The sequence below is a fragment of the Nocardia sp. NPDC051990 genome, from assembly GCF_040680755.1.
GTDB lineage: Bacteria > Actinomycetota > Actinomycetes > Mycobacteriales > Mycobacteriaceae > Nocardia.
The window spans coordinates 642,648-661,919 of record NZ_JBFAXH010000002.1; the positions used below are offsets into that span (position 1 = coordinate 642,648).

Here is a 19,272-nt window from a genome sequence, read left to right on the forward strand (position 1 = left end):
ACCGCCGCAATCACGCAGCGACAGTACAGTGTCGAGATGGCGGCAGCATGCCCGGCTCAACCGTGCGACCCACGCTGCTGGTGGGCGTCGAGTTGCGTATCCACACTCTAGGCTTGGCGCCGTGACGATTGTGCGGACACGGTGATGGAACAGCGGACGGTGGGCCGCAGCGGCCTACGGGTGTCCCGGATAGGACTTGCGACCCACACCTGGGGTGCGCATACCGATACCGACGATGCGGCGGTGCAGCTGGTGGCGTTCGCCGAGGCGGGCGGCACGCTGGTCGATACCTCCCCCGCCTACGCCGGCGGTGCGGCACAACGGATTCTGGCCGAACTGCTCGGCGATCTGGTCTCCCGCGACGATCTGGTACTCAGCGGCTGCGCGGGTGTCGAGCCGCGCAGCACGCCCGCACCGGTCGGACCGACCGTGCCCGAGCCGGAGCCGGTGCGGGCGTCGGTGGACACCTCGCGGCGCGCGCTGCTGCGCCAGCTCGATCGGACGCTGCTCGAACTGGGCACCGACTATCTAGATATCTGGCATGTCGCCGCCTGGGATCCGGCGACCCCGCTCGATGAGGTAGCCGCCACCCTCGAATTCGCGGTGCGCTCCGGACGCGTCCGCTACGCGGGTGCGCGCGGGTTCAATGCCTGGCAGGTCGCCAGCCTCGCCGCGGTCGCGCCCGTCACCGTCGCGCAGACCCCGTACTCACTGCTGACCCGCGACACCGAAACCGATTTCATTCCGGCCGCGCAGCATCATGGCGTTGGACTGATCGCCACCGCGCCGCTGGCCGGGGGCATTCTCACCGGCAAATACCGCGACGGGGTGCCCGCCGATTCGCGTGGCGCGGATGAGGCGACCGCCGCCGAGATCCGACACCGGCTCGACGACCACGCGACCCGGGTGGTCGAGGCGCTGGTGACCGCCGCGGACGGATTGGCCACCTCACCGTTGGCTGTCGCCCTGGCCTGGATCCGGGACCGTCCGGGCATCGCGAGCATGATCGTGGGTGCGCGCGATATCGGGCAGCTCACCGGAGTGCTGGCCGCCGAGACACTGGAACTTCCGCGTGCCATCGCGGCCGCGCTCGACGATGTCAGCGCACGCACCGCGGGGTGAGTCGATGAGGGAGGCTAGCCTTACCTGCATGAGGTTTCTCGACCGTGTCCGATCCGGCGGGGTGCGTTCCCTCCTGGCCGTGCTGGCACTGACCCTGTTGGCGGGTTCGGCCTGCGGCACCGGCAGCGATTCCACGAGTACTAGTGGCCGCGGGCCGGTCACCGCGAAACTGGAGAACCTCGATCCGGTGCCGATCGGGCCCGAACCCACGCCCACGCTACCCGCGACCGTCCGATCCTTCGACGGGGCCGAGGTGACGGTCACCGATGCCAGCCGCATCATCGCGGCGGACCGTTTCGGCACACTCGCGCAGACGGTCTGGGCATTGGGCATGGGTGCCAAACTGGTCGGTCGCAGCACCGCGGCCGGGTTTCCCGCGGTGGCGAATCTGCCCATCGTGACCGGTGGCAGCGGTTCCCTGAACGTGGAATCCGTACTGGCATTGCGTCCTTCGGTCTTTCTCACCGACAGCACCAGCGCCGCCCCGCAGGTACGCGAGCAGCTACGCGCGGCTGGGGTGACGGTCGTCTACTTCGATCCGCAGCGCACCATGGACGGGGTGGTGCCGCAGATCGAAGCGGTCGCTGCCGCACTCGGCGTGCCCGATCGCGGCCAGGCCCTTGCCCAGCGCACCCGCGACGAAATCGCCGCTGCCAGCGCCGCGGTGCCCAAGCCGGACAAACCCCTCACCATCGCCTTCCTCTACCTGCGCAGCACCGCCATCACCATGCTCGCCGGACCCGGCTCCGGCGCCGACGCGCTCATCGCCGCACTCGGCGCACGCGATGCCGGCACCGCGGCCGGGTTGACCGAGCCGTTCGTCGCGACCACCAGTGAGGCCATGATCGCGGCCGCGCCGGACGTACTGCTGGTGATGTCGGACGGGCTGAAGTCGGTCGGTGGTGTCGACGGGCTGGAAAAGGTGCCCGGCATCGCGCAGACACCCGCCGGGCGCAACAAACGCGTGGTCGATATGGCCGACTCGGTGGTGTTGAGCTTCGGCCCGAACACCGGGCGGGTGATCGCCGCCCTCAGCGAGGCCGTCTACGGCACCGAGCCCGCATGAGCGATACGTCATGGTGCGCGGCAGATCGCGGCGATCGGGTCGCCACCGCCGGCAATGAGGACGACGCCGACGGACTCGGCGATGCCGTGCGGTCGCTATCCGGTCGAGCCGAGGTCACGGAGGGGCACCGCGATTGTGTGCAGGCGGTGATCGGGCAGGTGCTGACGTGAGCGAAGGGCCTACCGGGACGACCGCGACGGACTCTGCGATGCCGCACAGTCCGCATCCGGTTGTGCCCAGGTCGCGCGGGTGGTCGCGAACCGCGATCGTGTTCGGAGTCGCGGTGGCCGCGCTGGTGGTGTTGGCGTTGGCGTCGGCGGCGATCGGGCAGGTGCCGACCACGCCCGCCGAGGTGGCGGGCAGTGTGTTGCATCGGATCGGGTTGGACTGGGGGCCGATGCCCGCGCATCCGGCGGGTGAGGTGACGCTGTGGGAGGTGCGGTTCCCGCGCGTTGTGCTCGCGATTCTGGTCGGTGCGGCGTTGGCGACAGCCGGTGCATTGTTGCAGGGGGTGTTCGCGAATCCGCTCGCCGAGCCGGGCGTTATCGGAGTGTCGGCGGGGGCGGCGGTCGGTGCGGGCACGGTGATCGTGGTGGGTGGCGCGTTCGTAGCGGCGTGGTCGGTGGCGGCGGCCGCATTCGCGGCCGGGCTGTTGACCACACTGCTGGTGTATCTACTGTCGCGCTCGAACGGGCGCACCGAGGTGGTCACGCTGGTACTGACCGGTGTCGCGATCAATGCCTTCGCGGGTGGGTTGATCGCTTTCCTGCTGTTTATCGCGACCCCAGCGGCCCGCGATCAGATCGTGTTCTGGCAGCTGGGCAGTCTCAACGGAGCCACCTGGGATGCGGTGCGCGTTGTCGCTCCGCTGGCGGCTCTCGGCATTCTCGCCGCTGTGCTCATCGCGCCGCGCCTGGACCTGCTCGCCCTCGGCGAATCCGCCGCGCGGCACCTGGGTGTCGATGTGGAGCGCTTGCGGCGCAACGTCATCGTGGTGGTCGCCATCCTCGCTACCGCGGGCGTCGCCTTCACCGGCATCGTGCTGTTCGTCGGCCTGATCGTGCCGCATGTCGTCCGCATGCTCGTCGGACCCGCCCACCGCATTCTGGTCCCGTTGAGCGCCATCGTTGGCGCGGTCGTGCTCCTCGCCGCCGACGTCGCCGCCCGCTCCCTGGTTCACAATGCCGACCTCCCCCTCGGCATGCTCACCTCCCTCATCGGCGGCCCCTTCTTCTTCTGGCTTCTGCGCCGCACCCGCGCTCGCGCCGGAGGTTGGGCATGAGCCGTGAAGACACCTGGTACACCACCGATCCGCACGTGCTCCGAAGGTGGCGTCGCGCTGCCTGTCGTACCCGCCGGGGCAATCGCGCCGGCGACGTGACGGCCAACCGGTGCCGCCGAGCCGCGGGGGCCGCCAGCGGGCTGGTTGCCGCGCGGTTGATCATAGAGTTCAGCTCGCCGCCCCTTGTTTCGAATGCCACCCACCGCTGGGCGGGGACCACAGAGCCCGCGGGTAGGGCGAAGGTGTGAGTGGGGTGCTGGAGGGTTTGAGTTCGGTGTTCATGCGGACGCACGAGTTGCCGGTGCCGCCGAAGCGGGGTGCGGTGACGCTTCGGGCCAGTGGTGTGAGCGTCGACCGGCGTGCGGCGGGGGCACGTACCCGCCGGGTGCTCGAAGCGGTCGACTTCGATGTTGTCGCGGGCGAGATCGTGGCATTGGTGGGGCCGAACGGGGCGGGCAAGTCGACGTTGCTTGCGGCGCTCGCGGGTGAGCTTGAGCTGAGCGAGGGCACGATCGAACTCGATGGGCGGGCACTGGGCCACTGGTCGCATATTGATATGGCGCGACGCCGGGCGGTATTGCCGCAGAGCCATACCGTCGGATTTCCGTTCACCGCTCGCGAGGTGGTCGCGATGGGTCGTGCCCCGTGGGTGCGCACCGAGCGGCGGAACTCTGATGACGAACAGATCGCCGCAGCCATGTCCGCCGCCGACGTGGAACACCTTGCCGCTCGGGCATTTCCGACGCTGTCCGGTGGTGAACGCGCGCGCGTGGCCTTGGCCCGCGTCCTCGCCCAGGACACCGGAACCCTGCTATTGGACGAACCCACCGCCGCCCTCGACCTCGGCCACCAGGAAGCGGTGCTGCGCTTGGCAACCGCCCGGGCCGCCGCGGGCACCGCCGTTGTCGTTGTCCTGCACGACCTCGGCATAGCCGCCGCCTACGCCGACCGCGTCGCCGTCCTGGAATCCGGCCGCATCGCCGCCGCTGGCCCACCCCGCAAAGTCCTCACCACCGAACTCCTCAGCCGCGTCTACCAACACCCCGTCGAAGTCCTCGACCACCCGGTAACCGGCGCCCAACTGGTCCTGCCCGATCGCCGCTGAGCTGTCGCCGAACTTCTGCTCCGGTGCTGATGACTCCGAGCGTCCTCGGGCTTTTAGGAGTTGTTCGGGCGCAGACACGGCTACAGCGGCAGGTTCCGCGATGGCTTGCCGATCACCCGCCCGCGGAGTAGCACCGAGCATGCGCTTTCATGCGAATCTGGCGTTTCTCCTACGCTGGAGCGAAAAATGTATGCTCAGATCGAGGGTAAGGCCCCAGATAGCCGCGCCGCCGAGCACCCGGAGCTCCAGCAGAAACATCAGGGCCGAATTCGCGCCCCTGAGCACGGTCATTCTCGATCCTCTCGCCAACAGAGCGGTCCACTCAACGCCAGATCAGCTTCAACACCGCGGGCGTCAACAGCATGCGGACCACGGACGCGTCCAGGACCAGCGCCGCGATCATGCCGTAGGCGATGTATTTCATCAACACCAGATCGGAGAAGCCGAACGCGCCGGTCACCACGATGAGAATCGCGGCGGCAGAAGTGATTACACCGCCGGTGTGGGCGATGCCGTATCGGATGGCCTCCGGTGGCGACGCGCCGTCCGCGCGCGCCTCGACCATCCGCGACAGCAGGAATACCTCGTAGTCGGTGGACAGCCCGAACACCACCGTCACGATGAGCGCCAGTACCGCGAACATCAGCGGTCCGGGCGTGAAGTCGAAGATCCCGGCCCCGTGCCCCTCGACGAACACCCAGGTGAGCACGCCCAGGGTGGAGGCCAGGGTCAATGCGCTCATCAAAACAGCCTTGAGCGCCAACACCAACGATCGAAATGCCAGATACAGCATCGCCAACGCCACGCCCGCCAGCAGACCGACCAGCAACGGCAGTCGCACGAGCAATCCATTGATGCTGTCGCGCTCGAGCGCGGGCACCCCGGTCACCATGATGTCCACCCCGTCGGGTTCCGGAATCGCCCGCAGCGCATCGATCACCGCATCCGCATTGCGTTTGTCGGCGAGACCGGCGTTGAGCACATTGATCCCGTCCTTGGTCGGCGCACCGGGTTCGAAACGACCCGTCAGACCGGGAATCCGGCTCGCCTCGTAGCGAATATCGCCGAGCTGCTGCGGATTCGCGCCAACCACCACCAGTTTGATCGGCTCGGTGCGAAAACTCGGGAACAACGTGTCGAACCGTTCCTGCGCGACCCGCGCCGGATTGTCCTCGGACAAGTACCGCTCGCTGATCCCGCCGAACTCGATATTGCGAATCGGAATGATCAACGCGAGCAGCCCGAGCACGATCGGCACCACCACCGCCCACGGCCGCCGCATCGCCCGCGTCGCCAACCGTGCGAAGAATCCGGCGTCGATCTGCGCTTCGGTCTTGGTGCGCGAGAAGCGCTGCCAACCCCACAGGTCGATCCGCCGCCCGACGATGCTCAGTACCGCGGGCAGCGCCGTCACCGACAGCAGTGCGGCGAGCAGCACCGAACTGATGCCGCCATAGGGCACCGACCGCAGCACCCCGTTCGGGAAGATGAATAATGCCGCCAGGCTGATCGCGATGATCGCGGCCGAGAACAGCACGGTGCGCCCGGCCGTGGCGACCGTGCGAGCCGCCGCATCCTCGACGCTGTGCCCGGTAGCCAACTCCTCTCGGAACCGGGTCACGGTGAACAGTCCGTAGTCGATCGCCAGCCCCAAACTCACCAAAGTGACGACCGCACTGGCGAAGACGTTGACCTCGATGTGATCGGTGAGCATCCGGATGGTGCCCTGGGTGCCGAGCACCGTCATCCCGCCGATCAGCACCGGCAGCAACGCCCCGACCAGGCCGCCGAAAACGAAATACAGCAGGATCGCCACGATCGGCAGCGCGATGATCTCGGCCCGGCGAATATCGTCCTGCATGCCCTGATTGATGCCCTCGACAATCGGCTGCAGCCCGGCCAACTGCACCGTGGTGCCACCGGGTCCACCGCCCGCGCGCCCCGCACCCAACTCACCCTTGATCGCCGTGTAGTTCTCGACCGTCGCCGTGCCTTCACCGCGCAATCCGACGCTGGCGAAGGCGTGGGTGTGCGAGGGATCGGTGGCCTGCGCGGCGAAGGGGCTGTCCCAATAGCTATCGATCTTCTGGATCCGGTCGGGGTGACCGAGCAATAGTTGCTTCAGTGAAGTGGTCACTGCCGCACGCACGGTCGGGTCGTCGACGGTCATGCCCTCGGGCGTGGTGTAGAGCAGGATGATGTCGCTGTCGGTATCGCGGCCGAAGGTGGCATCGGCGATCTCGGCGGCGGCCACCGATTCGCTGTTCTCGTCGAACCAGCCCTCTTGGGTCAGCCGGCCCGCCAAGTCTCGGCCGTACCAGCCTGAGAACAACACCGCGATAATGGCGATTCCCAACACCAGATAGCGGTGGCGGTGGATGAGACGTCCCCACCGCAGCGAACCGGATTCGATCATCTAGCCGCAGGCCGGGGTGCGGTAGTCGGCCGAGCGCAGGATGCCGCACAGATCGGTGCGTGAGATCTTCCACTTGCCGTCGAGCAGTACGAAGTGCACGACGGTGGTTCGGACCGCGGTGCCAGTGCCGTCCTTGTCCAGGCGCATGGTCGCGGTCAGTGTGCCGTCGCGGTTGTCGAAGACCGGATCGGTGACCCCGTAGATGGCGTGCGGATTGTCCCGTAGCGCCTTGTACATATCAGGGATGGCGTCGCGGAATGCCGCACCGTCCTCGATGAGGTCGGTGCGTTCGGAGTCGGGCAGCGCCGGATCCAGGGCGCGTTTGATCTGCGCGTCCAATTCGGCGGCCGTCGGCAGCGGCCGGTGCGCGGCGCTCGAGGAGGCCGCGATCGAGGACGACAGCGAAGCATTCGCCGAGGAACGGGCGGCATCGACCGAGGCCTCGTCCGGTCCAGTGCTGCATGCCGCGGCCGCCGCGACCAGGGCGGCCGCGGTGAGCGCGGAACAGACGAATCGTGTGGTTGCCATCCCCATCTACATACCATCAATAACTGAACTGATCCGGCCCAGCAGGGCTCGCACGGTTGTCATGTCACGATCGGGGGCCGTCTCAATCGGCTGCGCATCCGGAATCATGTCGCGCACCAGCGCCACGACGCTGCGTTCGTCGTCGAGGTCGATATCGGTGACCCGAGCCTGCGCGACGGCGACCACATCCTCCGGTCCGGGCACAGCACTGTCGAGGTCGGCGCGGTAGATCTCCAGCTTCACGGTGGAGCGCACGGTGCGGAAGGCGTAGGGCCTGCCGTCGGCCGTGGTGCCGAATCCGTGAGCAAACGGACCAACGGTTATGTCATCGATGGCAAATCCCGATGGATGGTCGGCTTTCAACCGGATCTCCCTGAATTGGACACTATTTCAAACCAACCGTAACCCCGATCACCGGCATTCTCGGTCAGCGACCACCCCCGGTAGGCCGGACAGGTGCACCATCATGGTCAGATGGTGCGGTAGCGGATGATTCGTCCCAGTAAGGAGTTCGGTGGATGGGCCCACATGGTTCGCTGTCCGCAGCGCTCGCAGGTGTGGCGGTGTTGGCGCTGCTCGCCGGATGCTCGTCCGACTCCAATGGCAACAAGCTGCAGACGCGACCCGCGGCCACCGCGGCGGTCTCGCCCGAGCGGAGTACGCAACCCGCCGGGGATGTATGGGGGCTCGACAACCCGGTCGGCGCACTGTTCGTCGAGGCGGGCACCGGACAACTGGTTGCGCTGGAGGCGAGCCACGACACGAGCAGAATATTGTTCGTTATCAACCCCGCGACGTTCACCCGCGTCGATCCCACCGGCGTGCCGGATCCGGAGATGCGTACCCTCATGCTGCCCGCCCACGGTTTCGGCTTGGCTCAGGGCAAGCCGGGTGAACTGCTGATCCCCGCCGACGGCCGAATCATGCGTGTCGACATCACCTCAGGTGTTACCACCGAGGTGCCCGTCGACGGCGCTGCCCGAGCAGTGCGCTACCGTGACGACGGCACGATGTTCGTCGGCACCGCGGACGGCAAGGTGCGCGAGCTGTCCCCCGAGGGCAAGGTTACCGACACGATTTCCGGGCTCGCCTCCGCCGACGCCCTTGCCCTCACCGGCGACCACGTCTCGGTGCTGGACCGCCGCCAGACCTCGCTCACCCAGCTCGACCTCGGCAAAGACCGTCTCGGCCTGTCACTTCGCGCAGGCGACGGCGCAACCAACCTGATCACTGATCCGTTCGGCCGTATCACCGTCACCGACACCGCGGGTAACGAACTGCTGGTCTACACCGCCGGACCGCTCGTCCTGCGACAGCGATTCCCGGTAGGATCGTCGCCTTATGCGCTTGCCTACGATCAGCGGTCCGACACCGTGTGGGTGACGTGTACCCAAAGCAATGAAGTCGTCGGATTCGACCTTTCGTCGGGTATACCGAAAGAGGTGGGTCGTTATCCGACGGTTCGCCAGCCGAACTCGGTGACCATCGACGAGCGCACCGGTGACCTGTTCGTCGGTTCCGCAACCGGAGACGGTCTGCAACGGATCCGCGCGGACCAGCGGAAGAAAGGGCAGTGATGGCGCCACAATCACGCACAACGCTACCGGCGAGCTGGGAAACCACCAGTGACGACTACGAATACGTGCCACTGCGGCTCCCACCGGAGGTGACCCGGGTTACGGCGTCGATGCGGCTGGCCATCCAAGCCGAATTCGGCGGCTGGGAACTGTCGCGGGTGCGGGCCTACACCGACGGCAGCAGGCGAGTGCTGTTGCGGCGTCGAAAATCCGCACTACTACCCCAGCCCGAACCGGGAATGTGAGGCCATGTATTCACTGCTGCTGCGCCTGATGTTCCTGCTGCCGACGGAACGCATCCATCATCTGGCGTTCACGGCCATGCGGCTGGCCGCTCGGTTCGCGCCGTCGCGTTGGGCAATGACCAGGGTGCTCACCACTGACGATCCGATCCTGCGCAACGAGGTCTTCGGCGTCGACTTCCCCGCCCCGCTCGGGCTGGCCGCCGGATTCGACAAGAATGCCGACGGTGTGAACGCCTGGGCGCCAATGGGATTCGGATTCGCCGAAATCGGCACCGTCACCGCACAGGCGCAGCCGGGCAATCCCGCGCCCCGGCTGTTCCGGCTGCCCGCCGACCACGGCCTGATCAACCGGATGGGCTTCAACAATCACGGCGCCGCCGCCGCGGCCCTGCATCTGCGCAACCGGCGTGCTGGAATCCCGATCGGCGCGAACATCGGCAAGACGAAAATCATCGAACCCGCCGACGCAGCAGCCGACTACGCGGTGAGCGCATCCCTGCTCGGGTCGTTGGCCGATTTCGTCGTCGTCAATGTCAGCTCCCCCAATACCCCCGGCCTGCGGGATCTGCAGGCCGTCGAATCGCTGCGCCCGGTCCTGGAGGCCGTCCTCGACAGTGTCGAGGTCCCGGTGCTGGTGAAAATCGCGCCCGACCTGTCCGACGACGATGTCGACGCCGTTGCCGACCTCGCGGTCGAACTCGGCCTGGCCGGGATCGTCGCCACCAACACCACCATCCGCCGTGACGGCCTGCGCACCGCCGCCGCCGAGGTCGAGGCCATGGGCGCGGGCGGGCTGTCCGGGCCCCCGGTCGCCGAACGGTCTCTGGAAGTGCTGCGCCGCCTCTACCGCCGCGTCGGCGACCATCTGGTGCTGATCTCGGTCGGTGGCATCGAAACCGCCGACCAGGCATGGGAGCGCATCCTCGCCGGCGCCAGCCTGCTGCAGGGTTACACCGGTTTCATCTACGGCGGACCGTTCTGGATGCGCCACATCCACCGCGGCATCGCCCAGCGCCTGCGCGACGGCGGCTACCACTCGATCGCCGAAGCGATCGGCGCGGAACACGTGGCGCATAGCTGATCCCGACCGGTCGTTTCGTGCGGCTGATGCAGTGTTGCGGGACATGCCATTTCGCATGTGTGCGGCCTGAGCTGGTGTGCGGCAAGTCGAAAGCATCAGAGGGGGCGCATAGTCACCGATGCCGAACCGTGGCAATCGCGCGGCATGGTCACCGGCACCGGCGACGCGGTCATTGATCACATCGACCGCACGGACGTCATCGGCCGAGTCCCTCCCGGCAGCGGATGCGTCGCGGTGCCGCACGTTATCGGAACACCCACGGTGTTCGGCCGGCATGCAACGACATCCGGTGATCGGAGAACGAGCGTCCCGCGGCCGTACCGTCCTGCACCGGATCGTCCGGAATCCCATGGGGACGCTGGCGCAGTCGGGCCAGGATCCGCTTGGACAGCAGGATCACCGCCTGCTCCCAGATGATGCCGACCCGCCCGGCGAGAATGGCCGCGTCTGCGTGGGCATGCTGATCGTGCACGATGTTCGGATCACTGAGGATCTCGTCGAGTTCCATGCCAGCGAGCGCCTGTTCGCGGGTCAGCAGCTGATCCGGCAGCCAGCTCAGTCGCCAGACCGCGGCCCCCGACCCGGTCTCGCGGTATGCCGACTCGGGGGTGATGTCGCTGATCATGGTCCAGTCGGTGGTGTCGACGGTCATGGGTGCCTCCGGTGGAGCAATTCGAGCCCGATGAGCTCGAGGGTATTCCGATCTGACCGGCGCAATAGAAGGCCCGTGCTCGAGCCGTCGAGTCGTGCCGGAAATCCTGGGTGTTGCAGATCTCGGCGAGATCCATCCCCGCCAAAGCCTGTTCCCGCGTGAGCAGCCGTAATGTCGTCCCGGCGAACTCGATTCGTTCACGTAGGCGGTGGTTCGGATCGAGTTCGGTTTCGGTGCCGCCGGCCCTTGGCTCCCCGCGCCGCCGTGTGTGCCGTATCAGCAGAATCGCTTTCATCACCAGGCCCTCCCGAGTCATCTGGCGGACGACGCTTGGTCGCCGTAACTCAATGTGGCATTTGCCGTTTGCTACGGTCAATTGCCATTGTAAGTTGGTGATTGCCGGTTCACTCGGCGGCTAAACCCCGGACGATTGGGCATATCGTGAGAGCGGCACCGGGAACGATGGCAGCGACAGGGAGGAAAGACTCACCTATGGTCCAGCAGGACTCACGCACGGTTGCCATCCGCAACATCCTCACCAGGCTCTGCAAACGCTCGGGCTTGAGTGCGGATCGGTTGCGCACCACAGAGATCGACGTCGCCCCGCTGTTGGATCTACCGGTCATACAGGAGCGCGCGCAGCAGGATGGTAAATCGCCGCAGGAAGCGGTGCTGCCGGTTGTCACCGAGCTGGCGCGGCAGTTGGATCCCACCAACCGGTTGATAGCCGACGCGGAACTGTCACTCGGGCTGCTCCGTGAAAAGCACCCGGCCGGAATTGATCTCGCCCGTCTGTATGCTGCGGACCTCGGTGAGCGACGCGAATACCTGACCGCGCAGTGGCGGTCGTTGCATGAGGCGATCGGAGCCGAATCCATCCCCGACGCGCCGTCGGTGCGGTCGCTGCGGGCAACACCTGAGCGCCGTGCTTTCACCGCGCTGGCCAGTCGACTCGCCGCCGCATCGACGTACTCGCTGTCGAACTACCGATTCAGGCCCGAGCCGAAAGTCCTTATCGCACTGCCCAACTCGCCATCGCACCAGGTCACGGTCATCGGATCCGCGGTGATCGACCACATCTACCGCATCCACAACATCCCGTCGGCGGGTAAATCCACGCCCGGCAATTTCGAGGTGCACGCCGGCGGTAAAGGGCTGAACCGCGCGGTCGCCGCCGCTCGCCTCGGACTGCGCGTGCGCTTGGTCTCGGCCGTCGGTGACGATGACGCGGGCCGACACATCCTCAACTACCTGGCCGCCGAAAATATTGATACGGATCTGGTCACGGTGGTACCCGGGGCGCAAACCAACGTGACGGCGGTCATGATCACCAGTACCGGTGCCTCCAGCAAAATCGGTTGCGAGGACGACCAGCTCCGGCAAGGCGCACATGACATGCGGGACCCGAGACTCCGCGACGTGCTCGAATCCTCCGACGCGGTCCTGCTGACCTTCGAACAGCCCACCGACGCGATCCGGCGCGTACTGGCCGCGGTCCGCGGCATGGCACACCCGCCTGCCCTGGTGGTGCATCCGTCGCCACCGGTCGAATCACCGCAATACCTGTATGAATATCTCGATGCCGTCGACTATCTCGTCGGTACGCCGTGGGAATTGCACAAGATGCTGCCTGTCGACTCCGCCTCGGGACCCGACGATGCCCAGCGGCTGCTCGGTCTCGGGGTGCGAGCGGTCTGTCTGACCGACGGGTTCCGGTGCACCGTTCGATCCGCGGATGTCAATGCCGATATTTCGGATTTCCCGGTCGCGCTGGAGGATTCGCCGGGCGCTGCCGCGGCGTTTTCGGCGGCGCTGGTGTATCGGCTCGTCACCGCGCGTCGACCGGCCGATGAACCGGCATTCCGGTGGGCGACCGCGGCCATGGTCGCGACCCAGTCGTTCGGCGACATCCCAAACGCGATGCCATCGGTTCGGGATGTCGATCGCATCATCCAGCTCGCCGGGGAGCGGCCGGCGGGTGGTTGACAGCCTCGGCGGCGCGGTCTCCCGCCGACATCAGCGATCGCTTCGAGTGTGCGTTATTCGCGGGGCAGCCCGGGTATTCTCATGCCGCGAACGTCGGCAATACCACTATCCCGTCGTCTTCGGAGGAGCATTGGCCACAGCTGTGCCGACGCGCGGTGAGACCGCCCATCGGCTCACCCGCAAGGGGCAGGATCTGCAGGTTCGTGTGATCGAGGTGGTCGGCGGCGCCGAGTGCGGGCATGTGCTCGTCTTCGGCGATATTGCCGACAACTGTCTGGTGCGAGTGCACTCGCGGTGTCTATACGGTGAGGCGCTCGGCTCCGATGACTGCGACTGCGGGCCCGAACTCGACAAGGCCCTCGATCTGTTCTGGGAGGCGGGCGGTGGCGTCCTCGTCTATCTGGAGCAGGAGGGTCGCGGCGTCGGGCTCGTCGCTAAGGCGCTCGGCTACCGGGAGAGTCAACGCTCGGGCGCCGACACGTTCACCAGCTATGAGCGGCTGGGATTTCCGGCGGATAGCCGCCATTACCTGCATGCGGCGAAGAGTCTGCAGGAACTCGGACTGACCAGGATCCAGTTGCTCACCAACAATCCGGAGAAGGTCGCCGAACTGGGATCGGTCGGTCTGACAGTCACCGCGGTGCCGCTGCTCATCCCGATGCTCAGCACCCGGGCCACCGCGTATCTCGAGTCCAAACGGCGACGCCGCGGTCACATGATTCCGGTGAGCGATGTGCCATGGGCGCCCGAGCTGCAGCCGGTATTCAAACGTAAGAGCCGCATCTGGCGGTTCTGGACGATGCGCGGTCAGGCCCGCCGTCGCCGTGCACTCCTCGCGTCCAAGTAACGGACATAATTACCCGGATCTGGCTACAGTGAGTGAGCCGCGCCACATGGTGCTACCCCATCGTGTGACACGATGAGATAGAGTCGCCTGCTTTATATCAAAGGCAGCGGGTCTCGAACCGCGTGCAATCCATGCGGTCGCGCCGGGCGCGGTGCACGCCAGAGATATCGGGAAACGGGAAGATGACGACAACAGAAATCGGTTTCGCGCACGAGTCCGGCAAGACGGTGTACACCGTGCCGGAAGCATTCCAGGAAACCGTGAAGTTACGGCCGGATCAGATCGCATTGCGGACGGTCGGCGGCACCACGGAGATCAGCTGGCGCGAATACCGCGAGCGGGTCCGCATGCTCGCGGCCGGACTCGCCGGACTCGGAGTCGGCCACGGCGACACCGTCGGCATCATGCTCACCAATCGGCCCGAGTTCAATCTGATCGATACGGCCGCACTGCATCTGGGCGCCACCCCGTTCTCGATCTACAACACCAGCTCCCCCGAGCAGATCACGCATCTGTTCACCAATGCAGAGAACAAGGTGGTGATCACCGAACGCGCCTTCCTCGACGTGATCAAGGCAGCGGGCGTCGAACTCGAGCACATTGTGGTGGTCGACGGCCCAGCCGCCGATACGGTAAGCCTGGCCGACCTCGAGGCGAATCCGGCCGCCGACTTCGATTTCGACGCCGCCTGGCAGGCCATCACCCCCGATGATCTCGCCACGCTGATCTACACCTCGGGCACCACCGGTCCGTCCAAGGGCGTGGAGATCACCCACCGCAATGTGCTGGCCCAGATCATCGCGCTGGTCAACGGCCCGCTGCAGGTCGGCTTCGACGACCGCGCCATCTCCTACCTGCCCGCAGCGCACGTCGCCGACCGCATCTCCGGACATGCCATCAGCCTGCTCACCGGCATCCTGATCACCTGCGTGCCGGATCCGCGTGAGATCGCCGCCGCGCTGCCCGACGCGCGCCCCACCACCTTCTTCGGCGTGCCGCGGGTGTGGCAGAAGATCAAGGCCGGTATCGACGGCAAGCTCGCCACCGAAGCCAGCCCGGTGAAGAAGGCGCTGGCGAACTGGGCCATCAACACCGGCGTCGCAGCCGCGCGCGCTGATCTGGCAGGCAACGGCCGCAGCCCAGTGCTCGCCGCGCAGTACAAGGTCGCCGACGCGCTGGTGCTGTCGAAGCTGCGGGCCGCGCTTGGGCTGGACAACCTGAAGGTCGCGGCTTCCGGCGCCGCTGCGATTCCGGCCGAAACCCTCGAATACTTCCTCGGTCTCGGACTCACCGTCTCCGAGGTGTGGGGCATGTCGGAGACCACCGGTGTGGCCACCTACACCGAACTGGCCAAGCCCCGCCCGGGTTCGGTCGGCCGGGCGGTCGAGGGCCTCGAGCTGCGGCTCGGCGAGGACGGCGAACTGCTGGTGCGCGGCGCGATCGTCACGCCGGGCTACCGCAAACAGCCCGATAAGAGCAAGGAAGCGCTCGATGCCGAAGGCTGGCTGGCCACCGGCGACGTCGCCACCATCGATGCCGACGGCTATGTGCGCATCGTGGACCGCAAGAAGGAACTGATCATCAACGAGTCGGGTAAGAACATCTCCCCGACCAATATCGAGAACGCGGTCAAGGCGGCCTCCTCGCTGATCGGCCAGGTGGTGGCGATCGGTGAGGCCAAACCGTACATCTCCGCGCTGATCGTGCTCGATCCGGACACCGCCGCCATCCGGGCCAAGGAAATCGATACGCCCGCAGACGATCTGGCCGCGCTGGCCACCCGCAAGGAGATTCTCGACGAGGTGCTGGCCGCGGTCGTCGCGGGCAACCGCAAACTGTCGCGGGTCGAGCAGATCAAGCGGTTCACCGTGCTCGGCAACCCGTGGGAGCCGGGCGGTGACGAGCTGACCCCGACCATGAAGCTCAAGCGCAACCCGATCGCGGTGAAGTACGCCGAGGAGATCGTGTCGCTGTACACCACGCCGCTGCCAGAATCGGTGGTGAACCTCTCGTAACGAACGGTGGCCCTGAGCAAAAGCTCAGGGCCACTGTCGTTTTGTGGCTATGCGACCTCATACCTGGCGACAATGGTGGCGCGGGCGAGACTGTGCGAGAACAGGTTGAAGCCGAGAAAGGCGGGCGTGCCGTTCTCGTCGATCTCCAACCGCTCCACATCCACCGCGTGCACGACGATGAAGTAGCGGTGGTATCCGTGTCCGGCCGGCGGCGCCGCACCGACATATCCCGGGAACGCGCCGTCGTTGCGCAACGTGACCGTCCCCTCGGGCAGTACGCCGCCCGCACTACCCGCTCCGCGCGGCAGCGAGGTGGTGCTCACCGGAATATCGGCCACCGCCCAATGCCAGAAACCGGCCGCGGTCGGCGCGTCCGGATCGTAGACGGTAACCGCGAAACTCTTTGTCCCCGCAGGGAATCCGGACCAGGAAAGCTGCGGCGAGATATCCTTGCCGCCCGCGCCGAAGACGCCGCTGACCTGGTCGTTGCCGAAGCTCTGACCATCGGCGACATCCTCCGACGTCACCGTGAAGCTAGGCACCTGAGGCAGCGCGTCGTACGGATTGTAGGAGTAGTCGGGCACGGTGGGTCCTTTCGATCGTCAGCTGTGCAACAGGAAGTGTTCCAGCACCCGGGTGCCGAATTCGAGTGCCTGTACTGGAACCCGCTCGTCGACACCGTGGAACAGTGCCGTGAAGTCCAATTCCGGTGGCAGCTGCAGCGGTGCGAAACCGAAGCAGCGAATACCCAAGCGGGCGAAGGCCTTCGCGTCGGTACCGCCGGAAAGCATATAGGGCACCGTGCGGCCCTGCGGGTCGTGCGCGAGAATCGCGTCGTTCATCGCGTCGACGAGATGTCCGTCGAATGTCGTTTCGTAGGAATCGAGTTTGGTGATCCACTCGCGTTCGACATCCGGGCCGATCAGCTCGTCCACCTCACGCTCGAACGCGGCCTGTCGCCCAGGCACCACGCGGCAGTCGACGACCGCTTCGGCGGTTTGCGGGATCACATTCGCCTTGTAGCCCGCCTGCAGCATGGTCGGATTCGCGGTATCGCGCAGGGTCGCGCCGATAATGCGGGAGATGGTGCCCAACTTCGCGAGCTGACCCTCGATATCGGGACTCGACGGATCGAACTCCAGGCCGGTCTCCTCGGCGACCGCGGCCAGGAATTCCGCGACCGAATCCGAAAGCACCAGGGGGAAGGTGTGTTTACCGAGGCGCGCCACCGCCGCGGCCAGAATTGTGACGGCATTGTCCTCGTGCAGGAACGAGCCGTGACCGGCACGGGCCTTGGCGCGCAACCGCATCCAGCCGAGCCCCTTCTCAGCCGTCTCCACCAGATACAACCGGCGGTCGGTGCCATCCGGGCGCGGCACGGTCAGCGAGAAGCCGCCGACCTCCCCCACCGCCTCGGTGACCCCCTCGAACAGATCGGGCCGATTCTGCACCAGCCACTGCGAACCCCACTTGCCGCCGTTCTCCTCATCGGCGAGGAAGGCGAAGACGATATCCCGCGGCGGCACCGTCCCCTCGATCTTGAACTGGCGCGCGACGGCCAGCATCATGCCGACCATATCCTTCATATCGATCGCGCCACGCCCCCACACATAGCCCTCACGCACCGCCCCGGAGAACGGATGCACACTCCAGTCTGCGGCCTCGGCCGGCACCACATCCAGATGTCCGTGGATCAGCAACGCGCCGCGGCTGGAGTCGGCCCCCTTCAGCCGTGCGAACACATTCCCACGCCCCGGGGCACCCGACTCCACGTACTCGGTCGTGTATCCCGCCCGATGCAGCTGGTCGGCCACCCACTGCGCACATTCGCGCTCGCCCTTGGTGGTGGCCAGATCCCCGGTGTTGGAGGTGTCGAACCGGATCAGCGTACTGACCAATTCGACCACCTCGGACACGGCTCGAGATGTGGTGTTCGGACCGGATACTTCGCCAGATGCAGACACGTACCCTTTCCTACCACCTGACACCCGCCCGGACGGCGCCACAGCTGTCCCGCGCGGCACCCGAGGCCGTCGCGAGGTGCGTAATCGCGCGCAGGTCGGGTCGGTTCACGCTGATCGCAATCGCGGATGATGACCGGGCCTGGGATGAACACGTGCTGTTCGTGGCCTATGGCACCCAGGCACAACGCCCACATGCTCACAATTGGCTTGCCCGGCCGCTGCGGCCCGATCGGACGCTGCCCTCGGATGCGCCCTCATGTGGGTGAATGGACTCGCCCGGCACCGATCCGGTCCATGCGATTGCGGCCCCATGCGCCCAGCGGTTCCAGCGCCGCATTGAGGGCGCTGCCCAATTCGGTCAGCCGGTACTCGACCTTAGGCGGCACCTCTCGGTAGATCTCGCGATCCACGATGCCGTCCTCCTCCAGCTCCCGCAGCTGCTGGATCAGCATCTTCTCCGATACGCCCGGCAGGCCGCGACGCAGTTCGCCGAAGCGGCGCACGCCGTGATTCGCCAACTCCCACAGGATGAGGGCCTTCCATTTGCCGCCCACCACATCCATTGCCGCGTCGATGCCGCAGAAGTACGGTCCGGATCTCTTGCCGCCCATCGCTACCTGTTCCGCAGAAGGATTGGTAAGTACTGTCTCGAATAGTAGGTACTCGCCCACATTCCAGGCAAGGCGAGCGCACGACACCGAGAATCAGCAGCTAAACCGGCGATTTGGTCAACGCCGCCACATCCGATAGCCTTGCTGAGCACACCGGTCCGGGTGGCGGAATGGCAGACGCGCTAGCTTGAGGTGCTAGTGCCCTTTATCGGGCGTGGGGGTTCAAGTCCCCCTCCGGACACAACCAGTACGACACGTCACCCGCTCTACCTGCGGTTATGCAGGAAGATGGGTGTGGTTTCGAGAAGAATCATCGCAAAACCGCAGGTGGTGGCCTGTAGGGGTTCAATACGGGTTCAGCTGAGAGAATCCTGAGAACCGGCAGTCGACCCGATGGGTCGTAGACCATCAGATCACGAATGTCGTGCCAGCCTACCGATATCGTCAAGGCCCTATCTTTGGATGCTGCCCCGCTCGCCACGCCAATTAGAAGGTGGCTTAAGGCTATTACGCTCAGGCATCCGGTGAGTTGGAGGATACTCGTCGGACGAAGCCGCTGTGGAAGCGTTTGCTGTCTGTGCCCACCGCCGACGAACAGGCTGCCCAAGCGCGGGCGGTGACGTGTCCCGACAGGTGGGATCGGCCGAGTACGAGGTGCATCGGGCATATAACCGAGTCCGGCAGCAAGGCGCCGGGGTATACGGCGAGGATTTGCTCACCTGGAGCCTTGCTGGCCTGCTACCGGACGAGTGGGTCATGCTCCGCGGCTACCGCA

The 19,272-nt window shown here is 66.2% G+C and carries 19 protein-coding genes and 1 tRNA gene; 13 read left to right on the top strand and 7 right to left on the bottom strand.

Annotation, left to right across the window (positions count from 1 at the left end; translation table 11 throughout):
- Positions 1 to 144: 144 nt before the first annotated feature.
- From AB0L63_RS06660 to AB0L63_RS06680, 5 genes are all read left to right on the top strand, one after another.
- Complete coding sequence (locus AB0L63_RS06660) at positions 145 to 1,122, top strand: aldo/keto reductase (protein ID WP_364495545.1); 978 nt, start codon at positions 145 to 147, stop codon at positions 1,120 to 1,122.
- Positions 1,123 to 1,150: 28 nt separating this feature from the next.
- The gene (locus AB0L63_RS06665; RefSeq protein ID WP_364495548.1) at positions 1,151 to 2,188 is read left to right on the top strand and encodes an ABC transporter substrate-binding protein; all 1,038 of its coding nucleotides are present in this window, start codon (positions 1,151 to 1,153) and stop codon (positions 2,186 to 2,188) included.
- The gene (locus AB0L63_RS06670) at positions 2,185 to 2,358 is read left to right on the top strand and encodes a hypothetical protein (protein ID WP_364495551.1); all 174 of its coding nucleotides are present in this window, start codon (positions 2,185 to 2,187) and stop codon (positions 2,356 to 2,358) included. The genes AB0L63_RS06665 and AB0L63_RS06670 overlap by 4 nt, the downstream gene beginning before the upstream one ends.
- 38 nt (positions 2,359 to 2,396) lie before the next feature.
- Positions 2,397 to 3,470: an iron ABC transporter permease gene (locus AB0L63_RS06675; protein WP_364495554.1), complete on the top strand. Its 1,074-nt coding sequence runs from the start codon at positions 2,397 to 2,399 to the stop codon at positions 3,468 to 3,470.
- Between the two features lie 280 nt (positions 3,471 to 3,750).
- Positions 3,751 to 4,575 carry a heme ABC transporter ATP-binding protein gene (locus AB0L63_RS06680; RefSeq protein ID WP_364495708.1) on the top strand — a complete coding sequence of 275 codons (825 nt, stop codon included), beginning with the start codon at positions 3,751 to 3,753 and terminating at the stop codon, positions 4,573 to 4,575.
- Between the two features lie 322 nt (positions 4,576 to 4,897).
- On the opposite strand, the gene AB0L63_RS06685 is transcribed toward AB0L63_RS06680, so the two are convergent.
- Genes AB0L63_RS06685 through AB0L63_RS06695 form a run of 3 tightly spaced genes read right to left on the bottom strand, consistent with a single transcriptional unit; the run spans position 4,898 to position 7,882 of the window.
- Complete coding sequence (locus AB0L63_RS06685; RefSeq protein WP_364495556.1) at positions 4,898 to 6,991, bottom strand: MMPL family transporter; 2,094 nt, start codon at positions 6,989 to 6,991, stop codon at positions 4,898 to 4,900.
- Positions 6,992 to 7,525 (bottom strand): hypothetical protein, encoded by a 534-nt coding sequence (locus tag AB0L63_RS06690; RefSeq protein WP_364495558.1) that lies wholly within the window; start codon positions 7,523 to 7,525, stop codon positions 6,992 to 6,994.
- Positions 7,526 to 7,882, bottom strand: a complete 357-nt coding sequence (locus tag AB0L63_RS06695) for a hypothetical protein (RefSeq protein ID WP_364495560.1) — start codon at positions 7,880 to 7,882, stop codon at positions 7,526 to 7,528. It abuts the gene before it with no gap.
- Between the two features lie 155 nt (positions 7,883 to 8,037).
- Here AB0L63_RS06695 and AB0L63_RS06700 point away from each other — a divergent pair, with 155 nt between their 5' ends.
- From AB0L63_RS06700 to AB0L63_RS06710, 3 genes are read left to right on the top strand one after another with little or no spacing between them, the layout of a single operon-like run.
- Positions 8,038 to 9,096 (top strand): hypothetical protein, encoded by a 1,059-nt coding sequence (locus tag AB0L63_RS06700; RefSeq protein ID WP_364495561.1) that lies wholly within the window; start codon positions 8,038 to 8,040, stop codon positions 9,094 to 9,096.
- Positions 9,096 to 9,341, top strand: coding sequence for a DUF5703 family protein (locus AB0L63_RS06705; RefSeq protein WP_364495564.1), 246 nt, complete (start codon positions 9,096 to 9,098; stop codon positions 9,339 to 9,341). Before AB0L63_RS06700 ends, AB0L63_RS06705 begins: the two co-directional genes overlap by 1 nt.
- A 4-nt stretch (positions 9,342 to 9,345) precedes the next feature.
- Positions 9,346 to 10,422, top strand: a complete 1,077-nt coding sequence (locus AB0L63_RS06710; RefSeq protein ID WP_364495567.1) for a quinone-dependent dihydroorotate dehydrogenase — start codon at positions 9,346 to 9,348, stop codon at positions 10,420 to 10,422.
- 244 nt (positions 10,423 to 10,666) lie between these two features.
- Here AB0L63_RS06710 and AB0L63_RS06715 read toward each other — a convergent pair whose 3' ends face one another.
- Positions 10,667 to 11,074, bottom strand: a complete 408-nt coding sequence (locus AB0L63_RS06715) for a hypothetical protein (RefSeq protein ID WP_364495570.1) — start codon at positions 11,072 to 11,074, stop codon at positions 10,667 to 10,669.
- 492 nt (positions 11,075 to 11,566) lie between these two features.
- Between AB0L63_RS06715 and AB0L63_RS06720 the strand changes: the two genes are divergently transcribed.
- The 3 genes from AB0L63_RS06720 (at position 11,567) to AB0L63_RS06730 (ending at position 15,922) form a co-directional block, all read left to right on the top strand.
- Entirely contained in the window at positions 11,567 to 13,060 is a 1,494-nt protein-coding gene (locus AB0L63_RS06720; protein WP_364495573.1) for a PfkB family carbohydrate kinase, read from the top strand.
- Positions 13,061 to 13,190: 130 nt separating this feature from the next.
- Positions 13,191 to 13,907 carry a GTP cyclohydrolase II gene (locus AB0L63_RS06725; protein WP_364495576.1) on the top strand — a complete coding sequence of 239 codons (717 nt, stop codon included), beginning with the start codon at positions 13,191 to 13,193 and terminating at the stop codon, positions 13,905 to 13,907.
- A gap of 182 nt (positions 13,908 to 14,089) precedes the next feature.
- Complete coding sequence (locus AB0L63_RS06730) at positions 14,090 to 15,922, top strand: long-chain fatty acid--CoA ligase (RefSeq protein WP_364495579.1); 1,833 nt, start codon at positions 14,090 to 14,092, stop codon at positions 15,920 to 15,922.
- A 47-nt stretch (positions 15,923 to 15,969) separates the two neighbouring features.
- Here AB0L63_RS06730 and AB0L63_RS06735 read toward each other — a convergent pair whose 3' ends face one another.
- Both AB0L63_RS06735 and AB0L63_RS06740 read right to left on the bottom strand, forming a co-directional pair.
- On the bottom strand, positions 15,970 to 16,506 hold the full coding sequence (locus AB0L63_RS06735; RefSeq protein ID WP_364495581.1) for a YbhB/YbcL family Raf kinase inhibitor-like protein: 537 nt from the start codon (positions 16,504 to 16,506) through the stop codon (positions 15,970 to 15,972).
- 18 nt (positions 16,507 to 16,524) lie between these two features.
- Complete coding sequence (locus AB0L63_RS06740; protein WP_364495584.1) at positions 16,525 to 17,886, bottom strand: M20/M25/M40 family metallo-hydrolase; 1,362 nt, start codon at positions 17,884 to 17,886, stop codon at positions 16,525 to 16,527.
- Here AB0L63_RS06740 and AB0L63_RS06745 point away from each other — a divergent pair.
- The gene (locus AB0L63_RS06745) at positions 17,877 to 18,152 is read left to right on the top strand and encodes a hypothetical protein (protein ID WP_364495586.1); all 276 of its coding nucleotides are present in this window, start codon (positions 17,877 to 17,879) and stop codon (positions 18,150 to 18,152) included. The two genes, AB0L63_RS06740 and AB0L63_RS06745, sit on opposite strands and share 10 nt — an antisense overlap.
- On the opposite strand, the gene AB0L63_RS06750 is transcribed toward AB0L63_RS06745, so the two are convergent.
- Entirely contained in the window at positions 18,141 to 18,497 is a 357-nt protein-coding gene (locus AB0L63_RS06750; protein WP_364495589.1) for a helix-turn-helix domain-containing protein, read from the bottom strand. The genes AB0L63_RS06745 and AB0L63_RS06750 overlap by 12 nt on opposite strands.
- Before the next feature lie 156 nt (positions 18,498 to 18,653).
- Between AB0L63_RS06750 and AB0L63_RS06755 the strand changes: the two genes are divergently transcribed.
- Positions 18,654 to 18,738: transfer RNA gene (locus AB0L63_RS06755), tRNA-Leu, on the top strand.
- The last annotated feature ends 534 nt before the right edge of the window (positions 18,739 to 19,272 follow it).

Excerpts from the sequence above, each read along its gene's own strand:
- AB0L63_RS06745 (WP_364495586.1), top strand. The coding sequence starts at position 17,877 with ATGCAGACACGTACCCTTTCCTACCACCTGACACCCGCCCGGACGGCG.
- AB0L63_RS06670 (WP_364495551.1), top strand. The coding sequence starts at position 2,185 with ATGAGCGATACGTCATGGTGCGCGGCAGATCGCGGCGATCGGGTCGCC.
- AB0L63_RS06715 (WP_364495570.1), bottom strand. The coding sequence starts at position 11,074 with ATGACCGTCGACACCACCGACTGGACCATGATCAGCGACATCACCCCC.
- AB0L63_RS06665 (WP_364495548.1), top strand. The coding sequence starts at position 1,151 with ATGAGGTTTCTCGACCGTGTCCGATCCGGCGGGGTGCGTTCCCTCCTG.
- AB0L63_RS06685 (WP_364495556.1), bottom strand. The coding sequence starts at position 6,991 with ATGATCGAATCCGGTTCGCTGCGGTGGGGACGTCTCATCCACCGCCAC.
- AB0L63_RS06690 (WP_364495558.1), bottom strand. The coding sequence starts at position 7,525 with ATGGGGATGGCAACCACACGATTCGTCTGTTCCGCGCTCACCGCGGCC.
- AB0L63_RS06750 (WP_364495589.1), bottom strand. The coding sequence starts at position 18,497 with ATGGGCGGCAAGAGATCCGGACCGTACTTCTGCGGCATCGACGCGGCA.
- AB0L63_RS06660 (WP_364495545.1), top strand. The coding sequence starts at position 145 with ATGGAACAGCGGACGGTGGGCCGCAGCGGCCTACGGGTGTCCCGGATA.
- AB0L63_RS06730 (WP_364495579.1), top strand. The coding sequence starts at position 14,090 with ATGACGACAACAGAAATCGGTTTCGCGCACGAGTCCGGCAAGACGGTG.
- AB0L63_RS06710 (WP_364495567.1), top strand. The coding sequence starts at position 9,346 with ATGTATTCACTGCTGCTGCGCCTGATGTTCCTGCTGCCGACGGAACGC.
- AB0L63_RS06700 (WP_364495561.1), top strand. The coding sequence starts at position 8,038 with ATGGGCCCACATGGTTCGCTGTCCGCAGCGCTCGCAGGTGTGGCGGTG.
- AB0L63_RS06675 (WP_364495554.1), top strand. The coding sequence starts at position 2,397 with ATGCCGCACAGTCCGCATCCGGTTGTGCCCAGGTCGCGCGGGTGGTCG.
- AB0L63_RS06705 (WP_364495564.1), top strand. The coding sequence starts at position 9,096 with ATGGCGCCACAATCACGCACAACGCTACCGGCGAGCTGGGAAACCACC.
- AB0L63_RS06720 (WP_364495573.1), top strand. The coding sequence starts at position 11,567 with ATGGTCCAGCAGGACTCACGCACGGTTGCCATCCGCAACATCCTCACC.
- AB0L63_RS06680 (WP_364495708.1), top strand. The coding sequence starts at position 3,751 with ATGCGGACGCACGAGTTGCCGGTGCCGCCGAAGCGGGGTGCGGTGACG.